Origin of the sequence: Hymenobacter qilianensis (assembly GCF_014638675.1) — a bacterium.
Lineage (GTDB): Bacteria > Bacteroidota > Bacteroidia > Cytophagales > Hymenobacteraceae > Hymenobacter > Hymenobacter qilianensis.
On record NZ_BMFN01000006.1, the window covers coordinates 16,149 to 32,615 of the forward strand.

Consider the following 16,467-nt stretch of genomic DNA (forward strand, 5'->3'; position numbering starts at 1 on the left):
CTACTCCTAATAGTAAATGGATTAAGGCGTACAAATGCTGCAGCTAGTAGCCTAAAGCCATTAAATATCATCAGTAATAAACCTAGCATAATACCTGAATCGCAGATACCTCATCCAGCCTTCAACGGCTGGTAATTGAGCCTTACAAAAATGACACAGACTGAGTGTATCAACCCAAAACAACTGACCCCGTAGTATATCAAGCACGTATATTTGTGAAAACAGTCACTTTCAGTCTACGCTTGGCTTGCTTTATAGTCTATGTATACTTCAACTTCTCGCTTGCGGGCGGATTTGCTTGTGAAGTCTGAGGATGGTACTACACAGCTAATCATTGAAGCCAAAAAGTCCAGTAGGGCTGATATAGTTGGCGTGGCTCAAGTGATAAGGGAGCAAGTGACAGCTACTGTTTCCAGTAGCTACTTCTTATTCATTAGCACGCAAAAGTTCTGGCTGTGGCCTCCGCTTGCGATGGAGCCAACCTATGAAGGCGACACTGCCACCCTGCTGGAGCGGTATGTCGACTTAACTAAAGTGCCACTGATTACCCTTGGTGGTCGCGAGTTTGAGTTGCTGATTTATTCTTGGCTCAGCTCGATCATCTTTAAGCCTGCCACTACCTTGTTAGAAATGCCTGGGCAACAGTGGTTGGTAACAACAGGGTTGCATCCCCTAATCTATAAGGGGTATATTCACTTGGAGGCAGAAGTAGGATAATGCACGTTTTTCTGGAGACTAACTTCGTACTGGAGTTGGCACTGCGCCAGCAGGAGTACAACTATTGCGAGCGCATCCGACAACAGGCACGAAGCACTCCACCACCTTATACGCTTTATGTGCCTCACTACGCGTTAAGTGAGGCTTTTCAGCGATTACGACCGTTGAAAAGTGAGCGAGCCCAGTATGAGCAATATGTGCTTACACAGATTGAGCAGCATCTACGGGAAGATGACAGCGATGCCGATGCAATGGATGCGTTTAAACGGACACTAACCACATTGCTGGCTGAACGTACGCGTACTCAAACACAACGGCTCTACTCAATAGTAGCCGAACTTATAGAAGAAGCTCCCGGTCCGGCCCTTACGCCAACTAGTGTAGCAGAAGCGCAGGAGTTAGCCGAACGACACGGGTTGCAAGTACAAGACGCGCTCATTTATGCTTGTGTATTAGCCGCAATGCGTGAGCTACCGGCCGATGCCCCAAAGCTATTTGTTTCGCGCAACAGACAGGACTTTAGTAAGTCATCTATATTAGAAGAGCTTAATAGGCTAAATAGCGATTACGTGGCTACCTTTCAGGCTGCTGCAGGTAAGCTGCGAGTTTGAAGCGTAACTAGTCAAAGCATACAGAAAAATTATACACTGGCGGGCTATATCATGTTCAGACTGTCAGAGCATTTATTCGTGCGCAAGTACCGACTCGACCTATTACCGTAGGCACGGAGGGCATCGAGTTGTAGGTGCAGCTGTTGCTGCTGAGTGGACACCCGCGCGTAGCCTCAAATCATGGCTTAGTCTTAAAAAGTCAGTAAATCCTAAGATGCTGACACATTGATTCATGAGACAACAATTCGAGACTTTTTATCGGCCTTGATAGCCATTTTACGAATCCTACCCGATCGTTATTTGAGTCTACGGAAACGGTCCTTTTATAGGGTGACCGAGGCATGGACTGGTGATTTGGCCCTGCTTATGTAACTTCTTTCACTACATTTTTTAGCAATTTTTATACTAATCCTATTAGTAATACGTATCTTAGGGGCCGTGCTCTTCCCTCCTCCCCCTATGCGTGCTGTTGAACTGCTGCCCGTCCCCGACTCGGACACCTCGTTTCTGCTACCCCTGTTCAGCTGCCAGGTCTCGGCGGGCTTCCCCTCCCCGGCCTCGGACCACGTGGACGAGACCTTTGATCTGAACCGCCTCTTGCTGCGCCACCCCGACGCGACGTACCTGGTGCGCGTGATCGGGGAGAGCATGAGCGGGGCCGAGATCCACGCCGGGGATCTGCTGGCCGTGGACAAGCAGCTCGAAGCCGACCATAACCACATCGTGGTGGCCGTGGTGGAGGGCGAATGCACGGTCAAGCGCTTAGTGTGCGAGCACGGCACCTGGTGGCTTAAGCCCGAGAACCCGGCCTATGAACCCTGGCAGATTCACGACGCGGACCAGGTGCAAATCTGGGGCGTGGTCACCCACGTCTTGCACGAGCTGGTGCCGGGCAAATTGTCGGCCTTACTGCGCACCCGCGACTAGCGTATGTTCGGATTGGTCGACTGCAACAACTTTTACGTGTCCTGCGAGCGGGTCTTCCAGCCCCGCCTGGAGGGCCGGCCCGTGGTGGTCTTATCCAACAACGACGGGTGCCTTATTTCACGCAGTTCGGAGGCCAAGGCCCTGGGCCTGCAGATGGGCGACCCTTACTTCCAGGTCAAGCCCCTGCTGCTGCAGCACGACGTGGCCGTCTTCTCCTCCAACTATGCCCTCTACGGGGATATGTCCCGGCGGGTGATGTGGTATCTAGGTCAGGTGGTGCCCGAGGTGGAGATCTACTCCATCGACGAGGCTTTCCTGGACCTGCAAGGGCTGGAGCGCTTTGTGGTCGACAGCCTGGAGTCGTTCGCCCGCACCATCCGGGCGAACGTGCTGGCCCGCACGGGCATCCCCACCTGCGTGGGCGTGGCCCCCACCAAGACCCTGGCTAAGCTGGCCAACCGCCTAGCCAAGAAGAACCCGGACATGGGTGGCGTGTGCTACCTCGACACCGACGAGCGCCAGCGCTGGGCCCTGGCCCAGGTAGCGGTAGAGGACGTGTGGGGCATCGGCCGCCAATACGCCCAAAAGCTCTACGCGGCCGGCATCACCACGGCGGCGGGTCTGGCTGGCTGCTCCGAGGCTTTCGCCCGCCAGCACCTGGGGGGAGTCGTCGGCGCCCGCCTCGTGCGGGAGTTGCAGGGCTATCCCTGCCTGGGCTTGGCCCCGAGCGAAGACGGCACGCTCGCGCGCCGCAGCCTGTGCTGCTCGCGCACGTTCGGCAAGCCGCTAAGTGCGTTTCCCGACGTATTGGGAGCCGTGAGTGCGTTTGCTTCCCGGGCAGCCGAGAAGCTACGCCGGCAAGGCGATGCCGCGCATACCATGACGGTGTTCCTGAGTAAGAGCCGCTTTGGAACCGAGCCCCCACCCTATTCCTGCTCCACCCTGTTCACGCTGCCGGTGGCGACCAACGACACGGTGGAGTTGGTGCGCTACGCCCGGGCCGCGCTGAAAAAACTCTGGCAGCCGGGGATGCGCTACACCAAGGCCGGCGTAATCCTCGACGGGCTGGAGCCCGCCGGGCAAACCCAACTGACCTTGTTTGAGGCCGCACCCGTCTCGGAAAAGCGCCTTCGCCTGATGGCCGAGCTGGACGCTCTGAACCGCCGCTTTGGCCAAGGCACGGTGCAGCTCGCCGCCACGGCCCTAGCGCCCGGCCAGCACGTCGCTCCCTGGGCCGGGCAAGCGCAGTGGCGCACGCCGCAGTATACCACCCGACTGGAAGACTTTCTACTGGTTGGTTAAGCTTGTGACTCAGCTGGCGTTCTACTAAATGTACTGTTAAGCACCCCACGACACAGGTGACATATTACCTGCTCATGGGGGCCTAATCTATGGGGAGCATGGTTACGAAATTGTATAAGTTCTAAACCGGATTCTATAAAACTCCCCGCTTACCCAGCCCGTAACTTTGCGGATACGCCGGGACCATCCCAGTCTGCTCTCTTTGTGAAACGCTACGTCAGCCTGTTTCTGCTCTTTAGCTACCTGCTGTCCAGCCCTGGGCTGGTCTACAGCATGCACTTCTGTGGGCAGGCCCTGACGGCGGTAACGGTCACCCCCGACGCGGATAAGCACTGCTGCTGCCAAGATACCGGCGCGCCGGACTGCGGCTGCTGCCACGATCAGGAAGTCGTCAGCGCGGCCCAGGACCTGCAGCTGACGGCGACCCATTTCCAGCTGCAGGCGCCCGAGGTGGCCCCCACCCCGGCCCTGTTGCCAGTGGTCTGGCAGCTAACCCAGCTAGCGTACCCCGTCGATGAGCCGGCCACCCGCCTGCTGGCGCACGCCGCGCCCCCGCCCGAGTGCCCCGCCTACGTGCGCGGGCACGCCTTTTTGATTTAGCGTTCGGGTTGCTACTCGCTTCCCCCGGCCAGTTGGCTGCGGGGCTTTTGGGCTTGCCCGTGGTAGAGCGGCTGGGCCCCTATCCCGGCTGTCTGGCCCGCTGATGTCCCCACCCGGGGTTTCCGGCGCGGCCGTGCCCACCCATCCTTCTTGCTGCTAATCAGATTATGATTGAGCGACTCATTTCCCTATCCCTGCGGAACCGCTACCTCGTGCTGCTGCTCGCCGCTGGGTTGTTCGTATGGGGGGCGTACTCGGTGCGCGAAAGCAAAATCGACGCCATCCCCGACCTGTCCGAAAACCAGGTCATTGTCTTCACCGAATGGATGGGCCGCAGCCCCCAAATCATGGAGGACCAGGTGACCTACCCGCTGGTGACCAATATGCAGGGCCTGCCTAAGGTCAAGTCGGTGCGTGGCACGTCCATGTTCGGCATGAGCTTCGTGTTCCTGATCTTCGAGGACGCCGCCGACATCTACTGGGCTCGTCAGCAGGTGCTCGAGCGCCTCAACTACGCCCAGCGCCTGCTGCCCGCCGGCGTCACGCCCACGCTGGGCCCCGACGGCACCGGCGTAGGCCACGTGCTCTGGTACACTTTGAAAGCGCCCGGCCTAGATTTGGGCGAGCAGCGCGCCCTGCAGGACTGGTACGTCAAGTTTGGCCTGCAAAACGTGCCCGGCGTGAGCGAGGTGGCCTCCTTCGGCGGCTTCCAGAAGCAGTACCAAGTCACGGTGGACCCCACTAAGATGACTTACTACGGCCTCACGTTGCCGCAGGTGCTGGCCGCCGTGCGCAGCAACAACAACGAGGCCGGGGGCCGCAAATTCGAGCAGGCGGGCGTGGGCTACATCATTAAAACCACGGGCTACATCCAGGGTATGGCCACGCTGGAAAACGTGCCGGTTATTACCAAAGGCACGACGCCGGTGCGCATCAAGGACGTGGCCACGGTGCAGATGACGGGCGAGGCCCGCCTGGGCATTATGGACCTGAATGGCGAGGGCGAGGCCGTGGGCGGCATTGTGGTGATGCGCTACGGCGAAAACGCCGACGCCATGATCACGCGGGTGAAGGCCAAGATGGAGCAAATCCGCGCCGGCCTGCCCCCCGGCGTCTCGTTTCAGCTGGTGTACGACCGCAGCGGGCTTATTCAGGACTCGGTGGACTCCATCAAGCACACGCTCATTGAAGAGATGGTAGTGGTATCGCTGGTCGTGCTGCTGTTTCTGTTTCACTGGCGCAGCGCGCTGAGCATCCTGATTCAGATTCCGATTACCATTGCCACGAGCTTCATTCTGCTCAACGCCTTCGACATCTCCTCCAACATCATGTCGCTCACCGGCATTGCCCTGGCCATCGGCGTCATCGTCGACAACGGCATCGTGATGACTGAAAACGCCTACCGCAACCTGGCCGAGTACCAGGCCGGGGAGGCGGCGAGCGGCCCCTCGGGCACCGACTCTCCGGCCCCTGGCCCCGCCTGCCCATCGCCTTCGGCCAGTGCCCCTTCCACCTCAACTCCGACCTAATATGGACAACACCAAACGACTCGAAATCATCGAGTCCTCCAGCAAGCAGGTGTCGCGGGGCATCTTCTTCTCCACCATCATCATCGTCACCTCCTTTTTTCCGGTGTTCCTGCTCACCGGGCAGGAGGGCAAGCTCTTTCACCCGCTGGCCTGGACCAAGAGCTTCATTCTGATTATCGACGCCATCCTGGCCGTGACGCTGGCCCCGGTGCTCATCTCCTTTTTTTTAAAGGGCAAGTTCAAAACCGAGGACCAAAACCCGCTCAACCGCTTCCTAGAGCGCATCTACTCGCCGATGCTCCACTGGGTGATGCGCTGGCGCAAAACCACGCTGGCCATCAACATCCTGGCTTTGCTGGTCAGTATCCCATTGGTGATGAGTCTGGGCACCGAGTTCATGCCCCCGCTCAACGAGGGCTCCATCCTGTTCATGCCCGTGGCCCAGCCCGACGTGTCGAACACGGAGATGAAGCGCATCCTGCAGGTGCAGGACAAAATCATCATGCAGGTCCCCGAGGTGCTCAGCGTGCTCGGCAAGGCGGGGCGGGCCAGTACGGCTACCGACAACTCGCCCATCAACATGATTGAAACCATCATCCTGCTCAAGCCCCGCGACCAGTGGCGCGAGGGCATGACCAAAGCGAAGCTCATTGAGGAGATGAACGGCAAGCTGCAGATTCCGGGCGTGGTCAACGGTTGGACCCAGCCCATCATCAACCGCATCAACATGCTGAGCACCGGCATCCGCACCGACGTGGGCGTGAAGGTGTACGGCCAGAACCTGAGCACCATCAACCAGGTGTCCAACCAAGTCAACGCTGCCCTCAAGGGCGTGCCCGGCGTGGAAGATTTGTACGTGGAGCCCGTGACGGGCGGCAAGTACCTGGAAATTGACATGAACCGCCCCGAGCTGGCCCGCTACGGCCTGACCGTGGACCAGGTAAACGAGGTGGTGGAGTCGGCCATCGGCGGGGCCCCCATCGCCAGCACCGTGGAGGGCCGGCGCCGCTTCGCCATCAACGTGCGCCTGGCCCAGGACTACCGCAACAGCCTGGCCGACCTCAAGCGCATCCCCATCCAAACGGCCAGCTTTGGGCCCGTGCCCCTCTCGGCCGTGACCAGCATCCGCTACACCGAGGGGCCGCCGATGATAAACTCGGAAAACGCCCAGCTGCGCGGGGCCGTGCTCTTCAACGTGCGGGGCCGCGATTTGGGCAGCACCGTGGACGACGCCATGCAGAAGCTGCAGAGCCTGGAGAAGCAGCTGCCTCAGGGCTACTACCTGGAGTGGAGCGGGCAGTACGAAAACCTGATTAGCTCGCAGCGCACGCTCAAGCTGATTCTGCCGCTGGTGCTCATCGTTATTTTCGGCGCGCTGTACTTCGCCTTTCACTCCGTGCGGGAGGCCTTTATGAGCCTCATCACCATCCCCTTTGCCTTGATTGGCGGGGCCTACCTGGTGTATTTCTACGGCGTGAATTTGTCGGTAGCGGTGGCGGTGGGCTTCATTGCCCTGTTCGGGCTGGCGGTGGAAACGGGCGTCATCATGGTCATCTACCTCAACGACGCCATGCTGAAGCTGGTGGCGCTGAAGGGCAACTCGGCGGAGACCATCACCCAAGAGGATTTGCAGGAGGCCGTGTTTCACGGCGCGGCCAAGCGCCTGCGGCCCAAGCTGATGACCGTTTCGGTGTCGCTCTTCGGCCTGGTGCCGGTGCTCTGGGCTTCGGGCACGGGCTCGGACGTGATGCTGCCCATCGTGCTGCCCATGATAGGCGGGGTGTTCACATCGGCCACCCACATTCTGCTCGTCACGCCGCTCATCTTCCTCTACACCAAGGAGTACGAGCTGCGCAAATTCGGAAAAATCGATGTGCTCGAAGTTTCGCATTAATCGTCGCCCCATGAACTACTGGCTTAATCTATTACTGGTCGCCTCCCTGCTGGCGGCGGGCCCGCAGCTGGCCCACGGCCAAAAGATGAACAAGGACATGCACCTGGCGGCCCCTAGTGGCCCCGTGCTGCCGCTCGATTCGGTGCTGCAGCGTGTGGAGCGCCGCAACCCGGCCGTGCAGCAGTACGCCTACCAGGCCCAGGCCAAAGAAGCCGCGGCGGCCGGCTACAACAGCTGGGAAGCGCCCAAGGTCAGCGCCGGCCTGTGGATGACGCCCTACAACCAACGCAAGGCCCGCGAGTTGAGCGGCATGGGCAGCGGCGGCGCCGGCAACAATCAGTTGCAGGGGCAGGCCATCCTATCGGTGGAGCAGATGATACCTAACCCGGCCAAGCAGCGGGCCCGGCGCGAGTACCTGAGTTCGCAGTCGGCCTCGGTGCTGGCCGACCGCCAGTTCCGGCTGGTGCAGCTGCGGGCCCAGGCCAAAACGCTGTACGTCGAGCAGGCCGTGCTCACCAAAAAACTGGCCGTGCTGGACGAAAACGAGGAGCTGCTGCGCTTCCTCATCAAGCTGGCCGAGGCGCGCTACCCCTACAACCAGGCCACGCTGCCGAGCATCTACGATGCCAAGGCCCGGCTGGAGATGCACCTCAACGACCACCGGCAGGCCGATGCCCTGGCCGCGCAAAACCTGATTATGCTCAACACGCTCATGAACCGGCCCCGCGCCGAGGCCTTTGCCGTGGACACCACGGTCTTGTCGGCAACCACGCTCACTACAGCCCCGGCCGACACGGCCGCGCTGGCTGGTCGCCGCAGCGACATCCGCAGCCTGGACCGGGCCCTGACGACGGTGCGCCTAAGCCAGAACCTGGAAGCCAGCCGCCGCCTGCCTGACTTCGGCGTGCAGTTCGACCACATGCCCTTCCTGGGCGCGGGGGCCAACCAGTTTACCTTGATGGGCTCCGTGAGCCTGCCGCTCGCGCCCTGGGCTTCGCGGGAGTACCGCGCCAACACCGCTGCCCTGGGCTTCGAAGCCCAGGCCCTGCGCAAGCAGCGCGAGGCCGTGCTCAACGAAGCCAGTGGCCGGCTGGCTGGCCTGCAAAACGACCTGACGCTGCGTGGCGAACAGACCCGGGCCTTCGAGCGCCGCATCCTGCCGGCCCTGCGCCGCAGCTACCAGGCCACCATGCTGGCCTACGAGCAGAACACCGGCCAGCTCTTTCAGGTGCTCGAAGCCTGGACCACGCTCAAGCGCACCCGGCTCGAATACCTCGACAACCTGCAACAACAACTCACCCAGCAAATCGCATATGAAAAAGAGCTGGAACAATAGCCCCTGGCGGGCCCGGCTCGTGCTGATGGCCCTGCCGTTGGCTTTACTGCTGAGCGCCTGCCAGTCGGATAAAAAGCCTTCGGGAGCCACCAACTCCCCGGAGGCCAGCGTCGCTGACGCGCACAACCACGAAGCCGCCGGGGATTTATACACCTGCCCCATGCACCCGCAAATTATTCGGGATAAGCCCGGCAAGTGCCCCATCTGCGGCATGGACCTCGTGAAAAAGAGCAAGGGCGGCGGGGCGCAGGCCCAGCCCAGCGCCAGCCTGCAAAACCTGCTCAAGTCACCCGACGCCACGGTGGTCTCTACCCAGGCCACGGTGTACCCGTCGACAGGCGCCCCCGACCTCTCACTCACCCTGACCGGCCGGGTGGAGTACGACACGCGCCGCACCGAAGTCATCGCCGCCCGCTTCGGTGGGCGGGTAGAAAAGCTGCTCGTGCGCTACAACTATCAGCCTGTGATTAAAGGTCAGAAGCTGCTCGAAGTCTACAGCCCCGAGCTGGTGACGGCCCAGCAGGAGCTGATTTTCATTCTCACCCAAGACGCTGAGAACCGGACCCTGCTGCGGGGCGCCCGCCAGAAGCTGCGCCTGCTGGGCTTGACCGACGCGCAAATCAATCGAACCATCGCCACCCGCAAGCCCACCTACAGCGTGGCCCTCTACAGCCCCTACTCCGGCTACGTGGTCGAGCAGTCCGCCCAGCCCGGGGCCGGCCTGCCGCCGCCCCCGACTCCAGAAGCCGGGGGCATGAGCGGCGGCGGGGGTACCCCCATGGGGGGCGGGGCCGCCGCCAGCGTCCCGGCGGCCGCAACCATGCCCGCCGAAGCCGGGCTCACGCTCACCGAAGGCGCGTACGTGACGACGGGCCAAGCCCTGTTTCGGGTGGTCAACACCCAGCAGGTGTGGGGCGTGTTCGAGCCCCGCCCCGATGAGCTGGCGGCCCTGCAGGTGGGGCAAACCATCCGGGTGCTGCCCGAAAACAACCCGGCACGGGCAGTGCAGGCGCGCATCGACCTCATCGAGCCCTTCTTCCGCGAAGGCGCCCGCACCGGGGCCGTGCGGGTGCACCTGAATAATGCCGACGAGCGGCTGCGCAGCGGCGCCCTGCTCACGGGCATCGTCCGCGTGCCGGTCGCGGGCGGGCTGTGGCTGCCCCGGGCCGCGGTGGTGGACCTGGGCAATCGCGAGGTGGCGTTTGTGCGCCGCAGCGGCGCCTTTCAAGCCGTGTTGGTGCAAACTGGCCGCCGCAGCGCCGAGCAGGTGCAAATCCTGCAAGGCGTAAGCGCGCAGGATGCCGTGGCCACCAACGCTCAATTTTTGGTGGACAGCGAAGGGTTTGTGCAAACGCCTCAAACCACGACGGCCGCTCAGCCTGCCGCCTCCACCCCAGCCAAAACCGACTACCGCGATGAATAAGCCCCTTTACCTGCCCGCCCGCTGGACTCAGGGCCGCTTGCTGGCCTGCGCGCTGCTGGCTGGCCTGCTGACCTTGGGGGTCGGTGCCTGCCAGCAAGCCCCGCCCGAGGACGCCCATGCCCACGACGGCGCCAGCACCTACTTCACCTGCCCCATGCACCCGCAGATTGTGCGCGCCGAGCCCGGCAAGTGCCCCGTCTGCTCCATGGACCTGGTAAAAGCCACCAAACAGGGGGGGGCGGCTACACCCGCTACGGCCGTCGCGCCGGCAGCCGCGCTGACGCACTACACGTGCCCGATGCACCCACAGATTAGCCGGAAGCAGCCCGGCAAATGCCCCATTTGCGGCATGGACCTCGTGAAAGCGGCCAAAGCTGCGCCGGCCACGGCTGGCGGGCCAGCCGCCGCGCCGGAAGTACTGCTGAGCGCGCAACAGCGGCAGCTGGCGGGCATCCGCGTGGCTGCGCTGGGGGGTGCCGCTAGCACCGCCAGTAGCGCCGCGGGCACTACCGTGCTCACGGGCACCATCACGGCCAACGCCAACCAGACCCGCACGGTGAGCAGCCGGGTAGCCGGGCGCGTGGAGCGCCTGTTCGTGCGCCAGACCGGCGCGACCATCCGCGCGGGGGCCCCGCTGGTATCCATTTACAGCGAGCAGCTGCAGGCCCTGCAGCAGGAATACGTGCTGAGCTTGGCCCAGCAGCGGGCCATGGGCACGAGTGGTAACCAGTATGGCCGCCTGGTGGCCAGCGCCCGCCAGAAGCTGCGGCTGCTAGGGATGAGTGAGGGGCAACTGCGCACCCTGGCCGCCACGGGCCGGCCGACATCGTCGCTGACCTTTTACAGCCCGCAGGCGGGCTTGGTGCAGGCCGTGGGCGTGACGGAAGGGCAGTACGTGGGCGAGGGCACTTTACTGGTATCGCTCACCAACCTTTCCTTGGTCTGGGTGGAAGCCCAGCTTTACCCCGAAGAAGTGGCCGGCGTCGAGATGGGCCAGTCCGTGCAGGTACAGGTCGCTGGTCTGCCCGATGCCTACTCCGGCCGGGTGGTCTTTCTGAGCCCCGAGCGGGAGGCCAACAGCAAGGTGACGCTGCTGCGCGTGCAGCTGGCCAACGCCGGCGGACGGCTGCAGCCGGGCATGCAGGCCAACGTGCGCCTGCCCAGTCGGGGCCCCACCGCAACGGTCCAATCTCTGACCCTACCCCAGGACGCGGTGCTGCGCGACAGCCGCGGCAGCTACGTCTGGGAGCAGGTGGGCACGGCCGGCCGCTTCCGCCGCCTCAAGGTTACTACGGGCGCCGAAACCGACGAGACCGTGGCCATTACCGGCGGCGTACCCGCGGGCGCGCTAGTCGTGGTCGGCGGGGCTTACCTGCTGGAAAGCGAGTACGCCTTGTACCAGGGTACCGACCCCATGGCTGGCATGGACCCCAGCATCAAAATGTAGTCAGCGGCTCGATGCAGGTCTTAGCGCAGCACCAGCGTGTAAGCTTTGGTCTCATAGAGTATCCAGCCGCCTAGGGCCATGAGAAAGAACGGCAGGATGACGTGGCCGTACCGGGTCAACAGCCGGGATAGCCCGGGGTATTGAACCAGATAATAGCTCACCAGGCACCACACGCCCACCATCGCGGCAAATACCCCGCAGTACAAGCCAACGACCACGGCCGGCAACGTCGCAAACAAGGGGACATACACGCTAACGTTATCGGCCCCGTTGGCAATCGTAATCGCCGCCACTTGCAGCACGGTGGAACCCGTACTCACCGCCTGCGGCGCCACCTCCACTACCGAGTTGTCCCGCAGGCGCCAGGCCGCACGTAAACCGATTAAAATGGGCACTAAACCCAACCAGCCTATCCATTGCGGCTGACCAAACTTTCCCAGCACCAGCCCTACAAGGCTTATCCCCACCAAAAAAGCGACGCCCAGAAACTGGCCGATTACGACCGAGCGAGCTGGATAGCGGGGGTTGCTGAAAAACAAACCCAGCAAGAGCAAGTCGTCGACGTTGGTAACGGCGAAGGTCAGCAGGGCTAAGCCGAGGTGGCCTACGAGTCCATCCATGGCATTTAATTACCCATCAGAGAGCACAATGAAGGGGCGGGGGAGATTAGCAGCAGCCGCAGGCCCCTTTGCCCTGCTGCTGAATGGGCGGGCAGGGCACCGTGCCGTAGGAACAGAAAACGCAGCAGTCGCCGGCCAGGGGCTTGAGCACGGTGTGGCAGGCGGTGCATTCGTAAAACCACTGGCAGGCATCAGTGGGCATCTGCTCGGCTTGGACGTGCTGGCACACCGGGCAGGTGAGCACCGAGGTCAGCGTGACGGATGGCGTAGCAGTGGCGGACCTCAAGGGAATCATGGCCGGGACGATTAGCGGGAAGGGGTGGGATTTAGCACCGAATAGCCGGTGCCGTTGATGGCTTTCTCTACCTGGGCAGCAGGCGTCACTTTTGGGTTAAAGCGTACCTGGGCGGTGCCCTGGTCATAGGACACCTGCACGCTCAGCACACCCGGCAGTTGCTGCACATCATGCTCGACGTGGCGGGCACAGGCCTCGCACGTCATGCCCCCAATGCGATAGGAACTCGTTTGCCATACTAAAGTTGAGCTGGTAGCTGCCACCGGTTTGGGTGCCTCCGACCGGTAGAAACGGGCACTGTAATAGGGAAAAGTGAGCAGCAGCCCGGCCAGCATGGTCACACTCGCCAGAAATCCGCGCGACTGCATCAGGGAGGGTTTGCCCGGCACCGGGCAGCCACAGTCGTCGGCCTTGGCCACTAGGGGCCGCAATTGCTGATACCAGGCAAAGCCCAGCACCCCTACGGTCAGGGCCACCAGAAAAGGACGTAGGGGCTCCAGCCAGGAAAACGTAGTGGCTACGCCGCTCAGGCCCCCGACGATGGCTAGCAGGGGCGTGATGCAGCAAAGGGAGGCTGCCAAGGCGGCCAGCAGGCCCGCCCCGACCAGAGGCTTGGCGGGGGAGGAAGGTGTGGGGTTCATGGGGCGGGGATAGTTTCAGCAAGAGAGGATGCGGCCAGCAGCGATTGCACCAGGGGCAGCTGCGCGGGGGTCAGCGAATAAAACACGGTTTGGCCCACTTTGCGGGCCTGAATCACGCCCCCGTCCTTGAGCTTGCGCAGGTGCTGGGAGATGGCCGACACGTTCATCTGCAGCACGTCGGCCAAGTCGCACACGCACAGCTGCTGCTCCTGGGCCAGCAGAAACAGCATCTTCAGGCGCACTTCGTTGCCGGCCAAACTCAGCACCGTGGCCAGCGCGGCCAGCTCTGGCGCCACGGCTGACAGGCGCTGCTGGCACTGTTCAATGTGGGCGGTGTCGGCAAACACCCGGATGCAGGAAGAAGCAGTCATAACTAATATTTATACAAAGGTAGTGTTTTCGTATTTAAGCAAACGCTAAAATAGTAAATCGATACCTTGCGTAATCATTAGCTTCTCCTTCTATGATTTCCATCTTCAAAGCCCTGGGGCTGTTTGTGCTGGCGGGCCTGTTTGAAATCGGCGGTGGCTACCTAGTGTGGCAATGGCTGCGCTCAGGTAAGTCCCTATGGTGGGGCGTGGTAGGAGCCATTCTCCTCGTGCTCTACGGCATCGTGGCCACCTGGCAACTCACGTCGTTCGGCAAAACGTACGCGGTTTACGGTGCCATTTTCGTCGTCATGTCCATCGCCTGGGCCTGGTATTTCGACGGTTTTAAGCCCGACCGACTCGACCTGATTGGCGGGCTCATCGTCCTGGCCGGCGTGGGCGTCATCCTGTACTGGCCCCGTAGCTAATTCCTGGCTCAGACGAAGAGCGGAGGGTAGCGGAAGCGACCCAAGCGTAATCGCTGTCGGAACCGCTGTCGCCTCGATTTACACAGCCTGGGTGAGGGACAGGTAGACCCATCCTACTTCGCTGACCTTATGGTACATCTGCGCCGTCTTACAAGCCTTCCCGCTCGTTGTCTTCCGAGCCGGCGGTTTCCTTTTTGTTCAACAACCCCCTTTGTGCGCCCGCCCAAGCCGGGCGCGTGGTCGCCAGCCACCCGCCCGGCCCGGCGCTACCACAACCGCGACTCGGGAACAGTACCGCTGGCCGCAGCAGGGATGGCCTTGGTTAAAAGTTTGGTACAAGGGCTAAACGGGTGGGTTGGCCGGGGCTGGCTTTCGGTGCGCGTGAATGACGACCTTACGATGGCATAAGTACTTGTAGAGGGTAAGCTTCGTATTGTGAGACAGCTCATCTTATGACGAGTGCATAGAAGGCAGCAGTCATTTGCTGTTAATGAAGTGCAGGAACTGGCTGCCTAAATCAGTCAGATTAATCTTCTGTATGTCTGCCGGTTCAGCCCCGACTACTAGATATCCACCCGATTGCTTCACATCACCGTCTGTAATAATAAACTCTGAACTTACTACTATGAGGCCGGCTTGATGCAGGTCTTCCAATATGGCTAAGAATAGTACCCCATCAGTGGATAGTGCAATAGGCATTCGCAAGTCTACTAGCTTATCATAAAACTCTCCCCCTGAATTACACTCTTGAGAAGCCTCCTTTAATCCTCGACCACTAAAAGTGTGGCTATGTGCACTGGGTTGAACCTGTCTAGCAGATTCAGGTAAATATGCTTGATATCAAAAGCTGCATCCAGCAAGTATGCATTGCGCAGACCTTCTTTGAGAAGCACATGCTTTTCCTCCAAGTGAGTTTTATATGCAGCTTGGGTAGTCTGCATCAGTAACGTCGTGAACTCTTCGTTATCACGCAGTAACTCAATAGAAAACCCCGGCTGTGACTGAAGCTCTCTAATAGCATTGGCCACCAGCTGCATCCACCTCTCCTTTCGCTTCTCTAGCGAAGGCGAAACAATAAATTTGAAGAGATCAGTGCCGCCCACGAAGGGTATTAATCCTATTAGGGAAGTGGCTACTAAGTGTGCTGCATCAGCGTTATCCGCCTGCGGCACATCCAACGAATCCTTACTCATAGACTTCTGGCAGTTAAGGTCCTTTTAATAAACGGACAAGACACATGAGACAGCAACGGTAAGGGGCGGCATGTCTTGCCCTATGTAGTGGTGTACTCGCTACCGTGCTTACTTCACTTGGAGGCTTTTCGCGTTTTTGTTAGTGCCTGTATGTAAAATCATCCCACTCCGGTCGGTACATAATTATCCTACTCTGGAGTTGGCCGTTTCTATCGGGCACCAGTACCTGTATTTCATTATTCTGAATAGCAGCCAGCGTTGCGTAATGACGTCGAATCTTATTGCCCAGACCAATAAGTTCGTTGTACACAGCCAGCGTAGTATGAAACATGTCTATCCAGTCATCAAACGGCAGATTATACAACTGTGAAGCTGGGTCAGTGGCCACGTAGTTGTTAGGATGAATATTTCTGCTCATTATCGAATAATTTGAATGAGCAATAGAGTTTCGTATTTGCGTTTTATAAGCGGTGACTATGCTGGTGTACAGTATCTCCGAAATAGGGCGCACTTTATCCCTGATTTGGAGTCGAATAATCTCGTGTCGAACACCCGTCGCATCTCGGTCTCTGGCGCTTTCGCTAACCTTGAAACGCCACTCGAACGATTCGCCAAAGAGTACGCGTACGAACTCATATAATCGCTTGATGACAAAGTCGGATTCCCATACTTTTAAATAAATCAACGTTTCCAGTTGCACCGATATCGCTTCCGCTTCTTCAAGCTTATCACGCTCAGGCCAGTTCTGAGCCTGTACGAGTGCTTCAATTTCGGCTAAATACTCACTATGGGTTGTCGCATAAACCCGCTGCCGGTAGAGGTTAATAAACTGGTAATGGGTATTATAGGCTAACCCATCTGCTCCAGGGCCGATCACATAGGGGCTAAGGTTTTCGCCTGGAAAGTCTAATACTTCGGGTTGGTAAGCCCCGTTTTCTAATACCAGCAATAAATCGCCGGGGTGTGATTGGTTTTCTACTGCCAACGAAAATAGCCGTTCAAACTCAGGGCTAAGCAAGGCATCTTGGGCCCTGACTTGGTCGATAAAGAGCATTAGGTACTAGGCAAAAATGAAAATTAAGGGGCACTAAACTACAGAAAGGCCGCTGCTTACCAGCGCGGGGCCGGCCCGTAAC

Annotated in this window: 19 protein-coding genes; 12 read left to right on the forward strand and 7 right to left on the reverse strand. The window is 60.0% G+C overall.

Annotated features, from left to right (window positions below; genetic code table 11):
* Positions 1-261 precede the first annotated feature (261 nt).
* Both IEW06_RS19720 and IEW06_RS19725 read left to right on the forward strand, forming a co-directional pair.
* A complete protein-coding gene (locus IEW06_RS19720) occupies positions 262-717 on the forward strand; it encodes a hypothetical protein (protein WP_187734561.1) in 456 nt (151 codons plus the stop codon).
* Positions 717-1,328, forward strand: coding sequence for a PIN domain-containing protein (locus tag IEW06_RS19725; RefSeq protein ID WP_187734562.1), 612 nt, complete (start codon positions 717-719; stop codon positions 1,326-1,328). Before IEW06_RS19720 ends, IEW06_RS19725 begins: the two co-directional genes overlap by 1 nt.
* Before the next feature lie 44 nt (positions 1,329-1,372).
* Here IEW06_RS19725 and IEW06_RS21050 read toward each other — a convergent pair whose 3' ends face one another.
* Positions 1,373-1,489, reverse strand: a complete 117-nt coding sequence (locus IEW06_RS21050) for a hypothetical protein (protein WP_373285391.1) — start codon at positions 1,487-1,489, stop codon at positions 1,373-1,375.
* 298 nt (positions 1,490-1,787) lie between these two features.
* Between IEW06_RS21050 and IEW06_RS19730 the strand changes: the two genes are divergently transcribed.
* The 8 genes from IEW06_RS19730 (at position 1,788) to IEW06_RS19765 (ending at position 11,786) form a co-directional block, all read left to right on the forward strand.
* Positions 1,788-2,255 carry a LexA family protein gene (locus IEW06_RS19730; protein WP_187734563.1) on the forward strand — a complete coding sequence of 156 codons (468 nt, stop codon included), beginning with the start codon at positions 1,788-1,790 and terminating at the stop codon, positions 2,253-2,255.
* Between the two features lie 3 nt (positions 2,256-2,258).
* The gene (locus tag IEW06_RS19735; protein WP_187734564.1) at positions 2,259-3,557 is read left to right on the forward strand and encodes a Y-family DNA polymerase; all 1,299 of its coding nucleotides are present in this window, start codon (positions 2,259-2,261) and stop codon (positions 3,555-3,557) included.
* Between the two features lie 204 nt (positions 3,558-3,761).
* The gene (locus tag IEW06_RS19740; protein WP_187734565.1) at positions 3,762-4,157 is read left to right on the forward strand and encodes an HYC_CC_PP family protein; all 396 of its coding nucleotides are present in this window, start codon (positions 3,762-3,764) and stop codon (positions 4,155-4,157) included.
* 167 nt (positions 4,158-4,324) lie between these two features.
* On the forward strand, positions 4,325-5,686 hold the full coding sequence (locus tag IEW06_RS20880) for an efflux RND transporter permease subunit (protein WP_188548819.1): 1,362 nt from the start codon (positions 4,325-4,327) through the stop codon (positions 5,684-5,686).
* A gap of 1 nt (position 5,687) precedes the next feature.
* Positions 5,688-7,580, forward strand: a complete 1,893-nt coding sequence (locus IEW06_RS20885) for an efflux RND transporter permease subunit (RefSeq protein ID WP_188548820.1) — start codon at positions 5,688-5,690, stop codon at positions 7,578-7,580.
* Positions 7,581-7,590: 10 nt separating this feature from the next.
* Positions 7,591-8,916, forward strand: coding sequence for a TolC family protein (locus IEW06_RS19755; RefSeq protein ID WP_187734566.1), 1,326 nt, complete (start codon positions 7,591-7,593; stop codon positions 8,914-8,916).
* Positions 8,894-10,339 (forward strand): heavy metal-binding domain-containing protein, encoded by a 1,446-nt coding sequence (locus tag IEW06_RS19760; protein WP_188548821.1) that lies wholly within the window; start codon positions 8,894-8,896, stop codon positions 10,337-10,339. Before IEW06_RS19755 ends, IEW06_RS19760 begins: the two co-directional genes overlap by 23 nt.
* A complete protein-coding gene (locus IEW06_RS19765; protein WP_188548822.1) occupies positions 10,332-11,786 on the forward strand; it encodes an efflux RND transporter periplasmic adaptor subunit in 1,455 nt (484 codons plus the stop codon). The genes IEW06_RS19760 and IEW06_RS19765 overlap by 8 nt, the downstream gene beginning before the upstream one ends.
* A 20-nt stretch (positions 11,787-11,806) precedes the next feature.
* Here IEW06_RS19765 and IEW06_RS19770 read toward each other — a convergent pair whose 3' ends face one another.
* Genes IEW06_RS19770 through IEW06_RS19785 form a run of 4 tightly spaced genes read right to left on the reverse strand, consistent with a single transcriptional unit; the run spans position 11,807 to position 13,713 of the window.
* Complete coding sequence (locus tag IEW06_RS19770; RefSeq protein WP_187734571.1) at positions 11,807-12,406, reverse strand: cadmium resistance transporter; 600 nt, start codon at positions 12,404-12,406, stop codon at positions 11,807-11,809.
* A 46-nt stretch (positions 12,407-12,452) separates the two neighbouring features.
* The gene (locus tag IEW06_RS19775) at positions 12,453-12,701 is read right to left on the reverse strand and encodes a GDCCVxC domain-containing (seleno)protein (RefSeq protein ID WP_187734572.1); all 249 of its coding nucleotides are present in this window, start codon (positions 12,699-12,701) and stop codon (positions 12,453-12,455) included.
* Positions 12,702-12,712: 11 nt separating this feature from the next.
* Positions 12,713-13,342, reverse strand: coding sequence for a mercuric transport protein MerTP (gene merTP / locus IEW06_RS19780; RefSeq protein WP_188548823.1), 630 nt, complete (start codon positions 13,340-13,342; stop codon positions 12,713-12,715).
* Positions 13,339-13,713: an ArsR/SmtB family transcription factor gene (locus IEW06_RS19785; RefSeq protein WP_188548824.1), complete on the reverse strand. Its 375-nt coding sequence runs from the start codon at positions 13,711-13,713 to the stop codon at positions 13,339-13,341. Before IEW06_RS19785 ends, merTP begins: the two co-directional genes overlap by 4 nt.
* 92 nt (positions 13,714-13,805) lie before the next feature.
* Here IEW06_RS19785 and IEW06_RS19790 point away from each other — a divergent pair, with 92 nt between their 5' ends.
* Both IEW06_RS19790 and IEW06_RS19795 read left to right on the forward strand, forming a co-directional pair.
* Positions 13,806-14,138, forward strand: coding sequence for a YnfA family protein (locus tag IEW06_RS19790; protein ID WP_229743190.1), 333 nt, complete (start codon positions 13,806-13,808; stop codon positions 14,136-14,138).
* A gap of 213 nt (positions 14,139-14,351) precedes the next feature.
* Positions 14,352-14,546: a hypothetical protein gene (locus tag IEW06_RS19795; protein WP_187734573.1), complete on the forward strand. Its 195-nt coding sequence runs from the start codon at positions 14,352-14,354 to the stop codon at positions 14,544-14,546.
* Positions 14,547-14,899: 353 nt separating this feature from the next.
* Here the strand turns inward: IEW06_RS19795 and IEW06_RS19800 are convergent, their stop codons facing one another.
* The gene (locus IEW06_RS19800) at positions 14,900-15,331 is read right to left on the reverse strand and encodes a hypothetical protein (RefSeq protein WP_187734574.1); all 432 of its coding nucleotides are present in this window, start codon (positions 15,329-15,331) and stop codon (positions 14,900-14,902) included.
* Positions 15,332-15,470: 139 nt separating this feature from the next.
* Entirely contained in the window at positions 15,471-16,385 is a 915-nt protein-coding gene (locus IEW06_RS19805) for a hypothetical protein (RefSeq protein ID WP_187734575.1), read from the reverse strand.
* Positions 16,386-16,467: the final 82 nt, after the last annotated feature.

Coding starts and splice junctions, on each gene's coding strand:
- IEW06_RS19720 (WP_187734561.1), top strand. CDS start 262: ATGTATACTTCAACTTCTCGCTTGCGGGCGGATTTGCTTGTGAAGTCT.
- IEW06_RS19725 (WP_187734562.1), top strand. CDS start 717: ATGCACGTTTTTCTGGAGACTAACTTCGTACTGGAGTTGGCACTGCGC.
- IEW06_RS19730 (WP_187734563.1), top strand. CDS start 1,788: ATGCGTGCTGTTGAACTGCTGCCCGTCCCCGACTCGGACACCTCGTTT.
- IEW06_RS19735 (WP_187734564.1), top strand. CDS start 2,259: ATGTTCGGATTGGTCGACTGCAACAACTTTTACGTGTCCTGCGAGCGG.
- IEW06_RS20880 (WP_188548819.1), top strand. CDS start 4,325: ATGATTGAGCGACTCATTTCCCTATCCCTGCGGAACCGCTACCTCGTG.
- IEW06_RS20885 (WP_188548820.1), top strand. CDS start 5,688: ATGGACAACACCAAACGACTCGAAATCATCGAGTCCTCCAGCAAGCAG.
- IEW06_RS19755 (WP_187734566.1), top strand. CDS start 7,591: ATGAACTACTGGCTTAATCTATTACTGGTCGCCTCCCTGCTGGCGGCG.
- IEW06_RS19760 (WP_188548821.1), top strand. CDS start 8,894: ATGAAAAAGAGCTGGAACAATAGCCCCTGGCGGGCCCGGCTCGTGCTG.
- IEW06_RS19765 (WP_188548822.1), top strand. CDS start 10,332: ATGAATAAGCCCCTTTACCTGCCCGCCCGCTGGACTCAGGGCCGCTTG.
- IEW06_RS19770 (WP_187734571.1), bottom strand. CDS start 12,406: ATGGATGGACTCGTAGGCCACCTCGGCTTAGCCCTGCTGACCTTCGCC.
- IEW06_RS19775 (WP_187734572.1), bottom strand. CDS start 12,701: ATGATTCCCTTGAGGTCCGCCACTGCTACGCCATCCGTCACGCTGACC.
- merTP (WP_188548823.1), bottom strand. CDS start 13,342: ATGAACCCCACACCTTCCTCCCCCGCCAAGCCTCTGGTCGGGGCGGGC.
- IEW06_RS19785 (WP_188548824.1), bottom strand. CDS start 13,713: ATGACTGCTTCTTCCTGCATCCGGGTGTTTGCCGACACCGCCCACATT.
- IEW06_RS19790 (WP_229743190.1), top strand. CDS start 13,806: ATGATTTCCATCTTCAAAGCCCTGGGGCTGTTTGTGCTGGCGGGCCTG.
- IEW06_RS19800 (WP_187734574.1), bottom strand. CDS start 15,331: ATGAGTAAGGATTCGTTGGATGTGCCGCAGGCGGATAACGCTGATGCA.
- IEW06_RS19805 (WP_187734575.1), bottom strand. CDS start 16,385: ATGCTCTTTATCGACCAAGTCAGGGCCCAAGATGCCTTGCTTAGCCCT.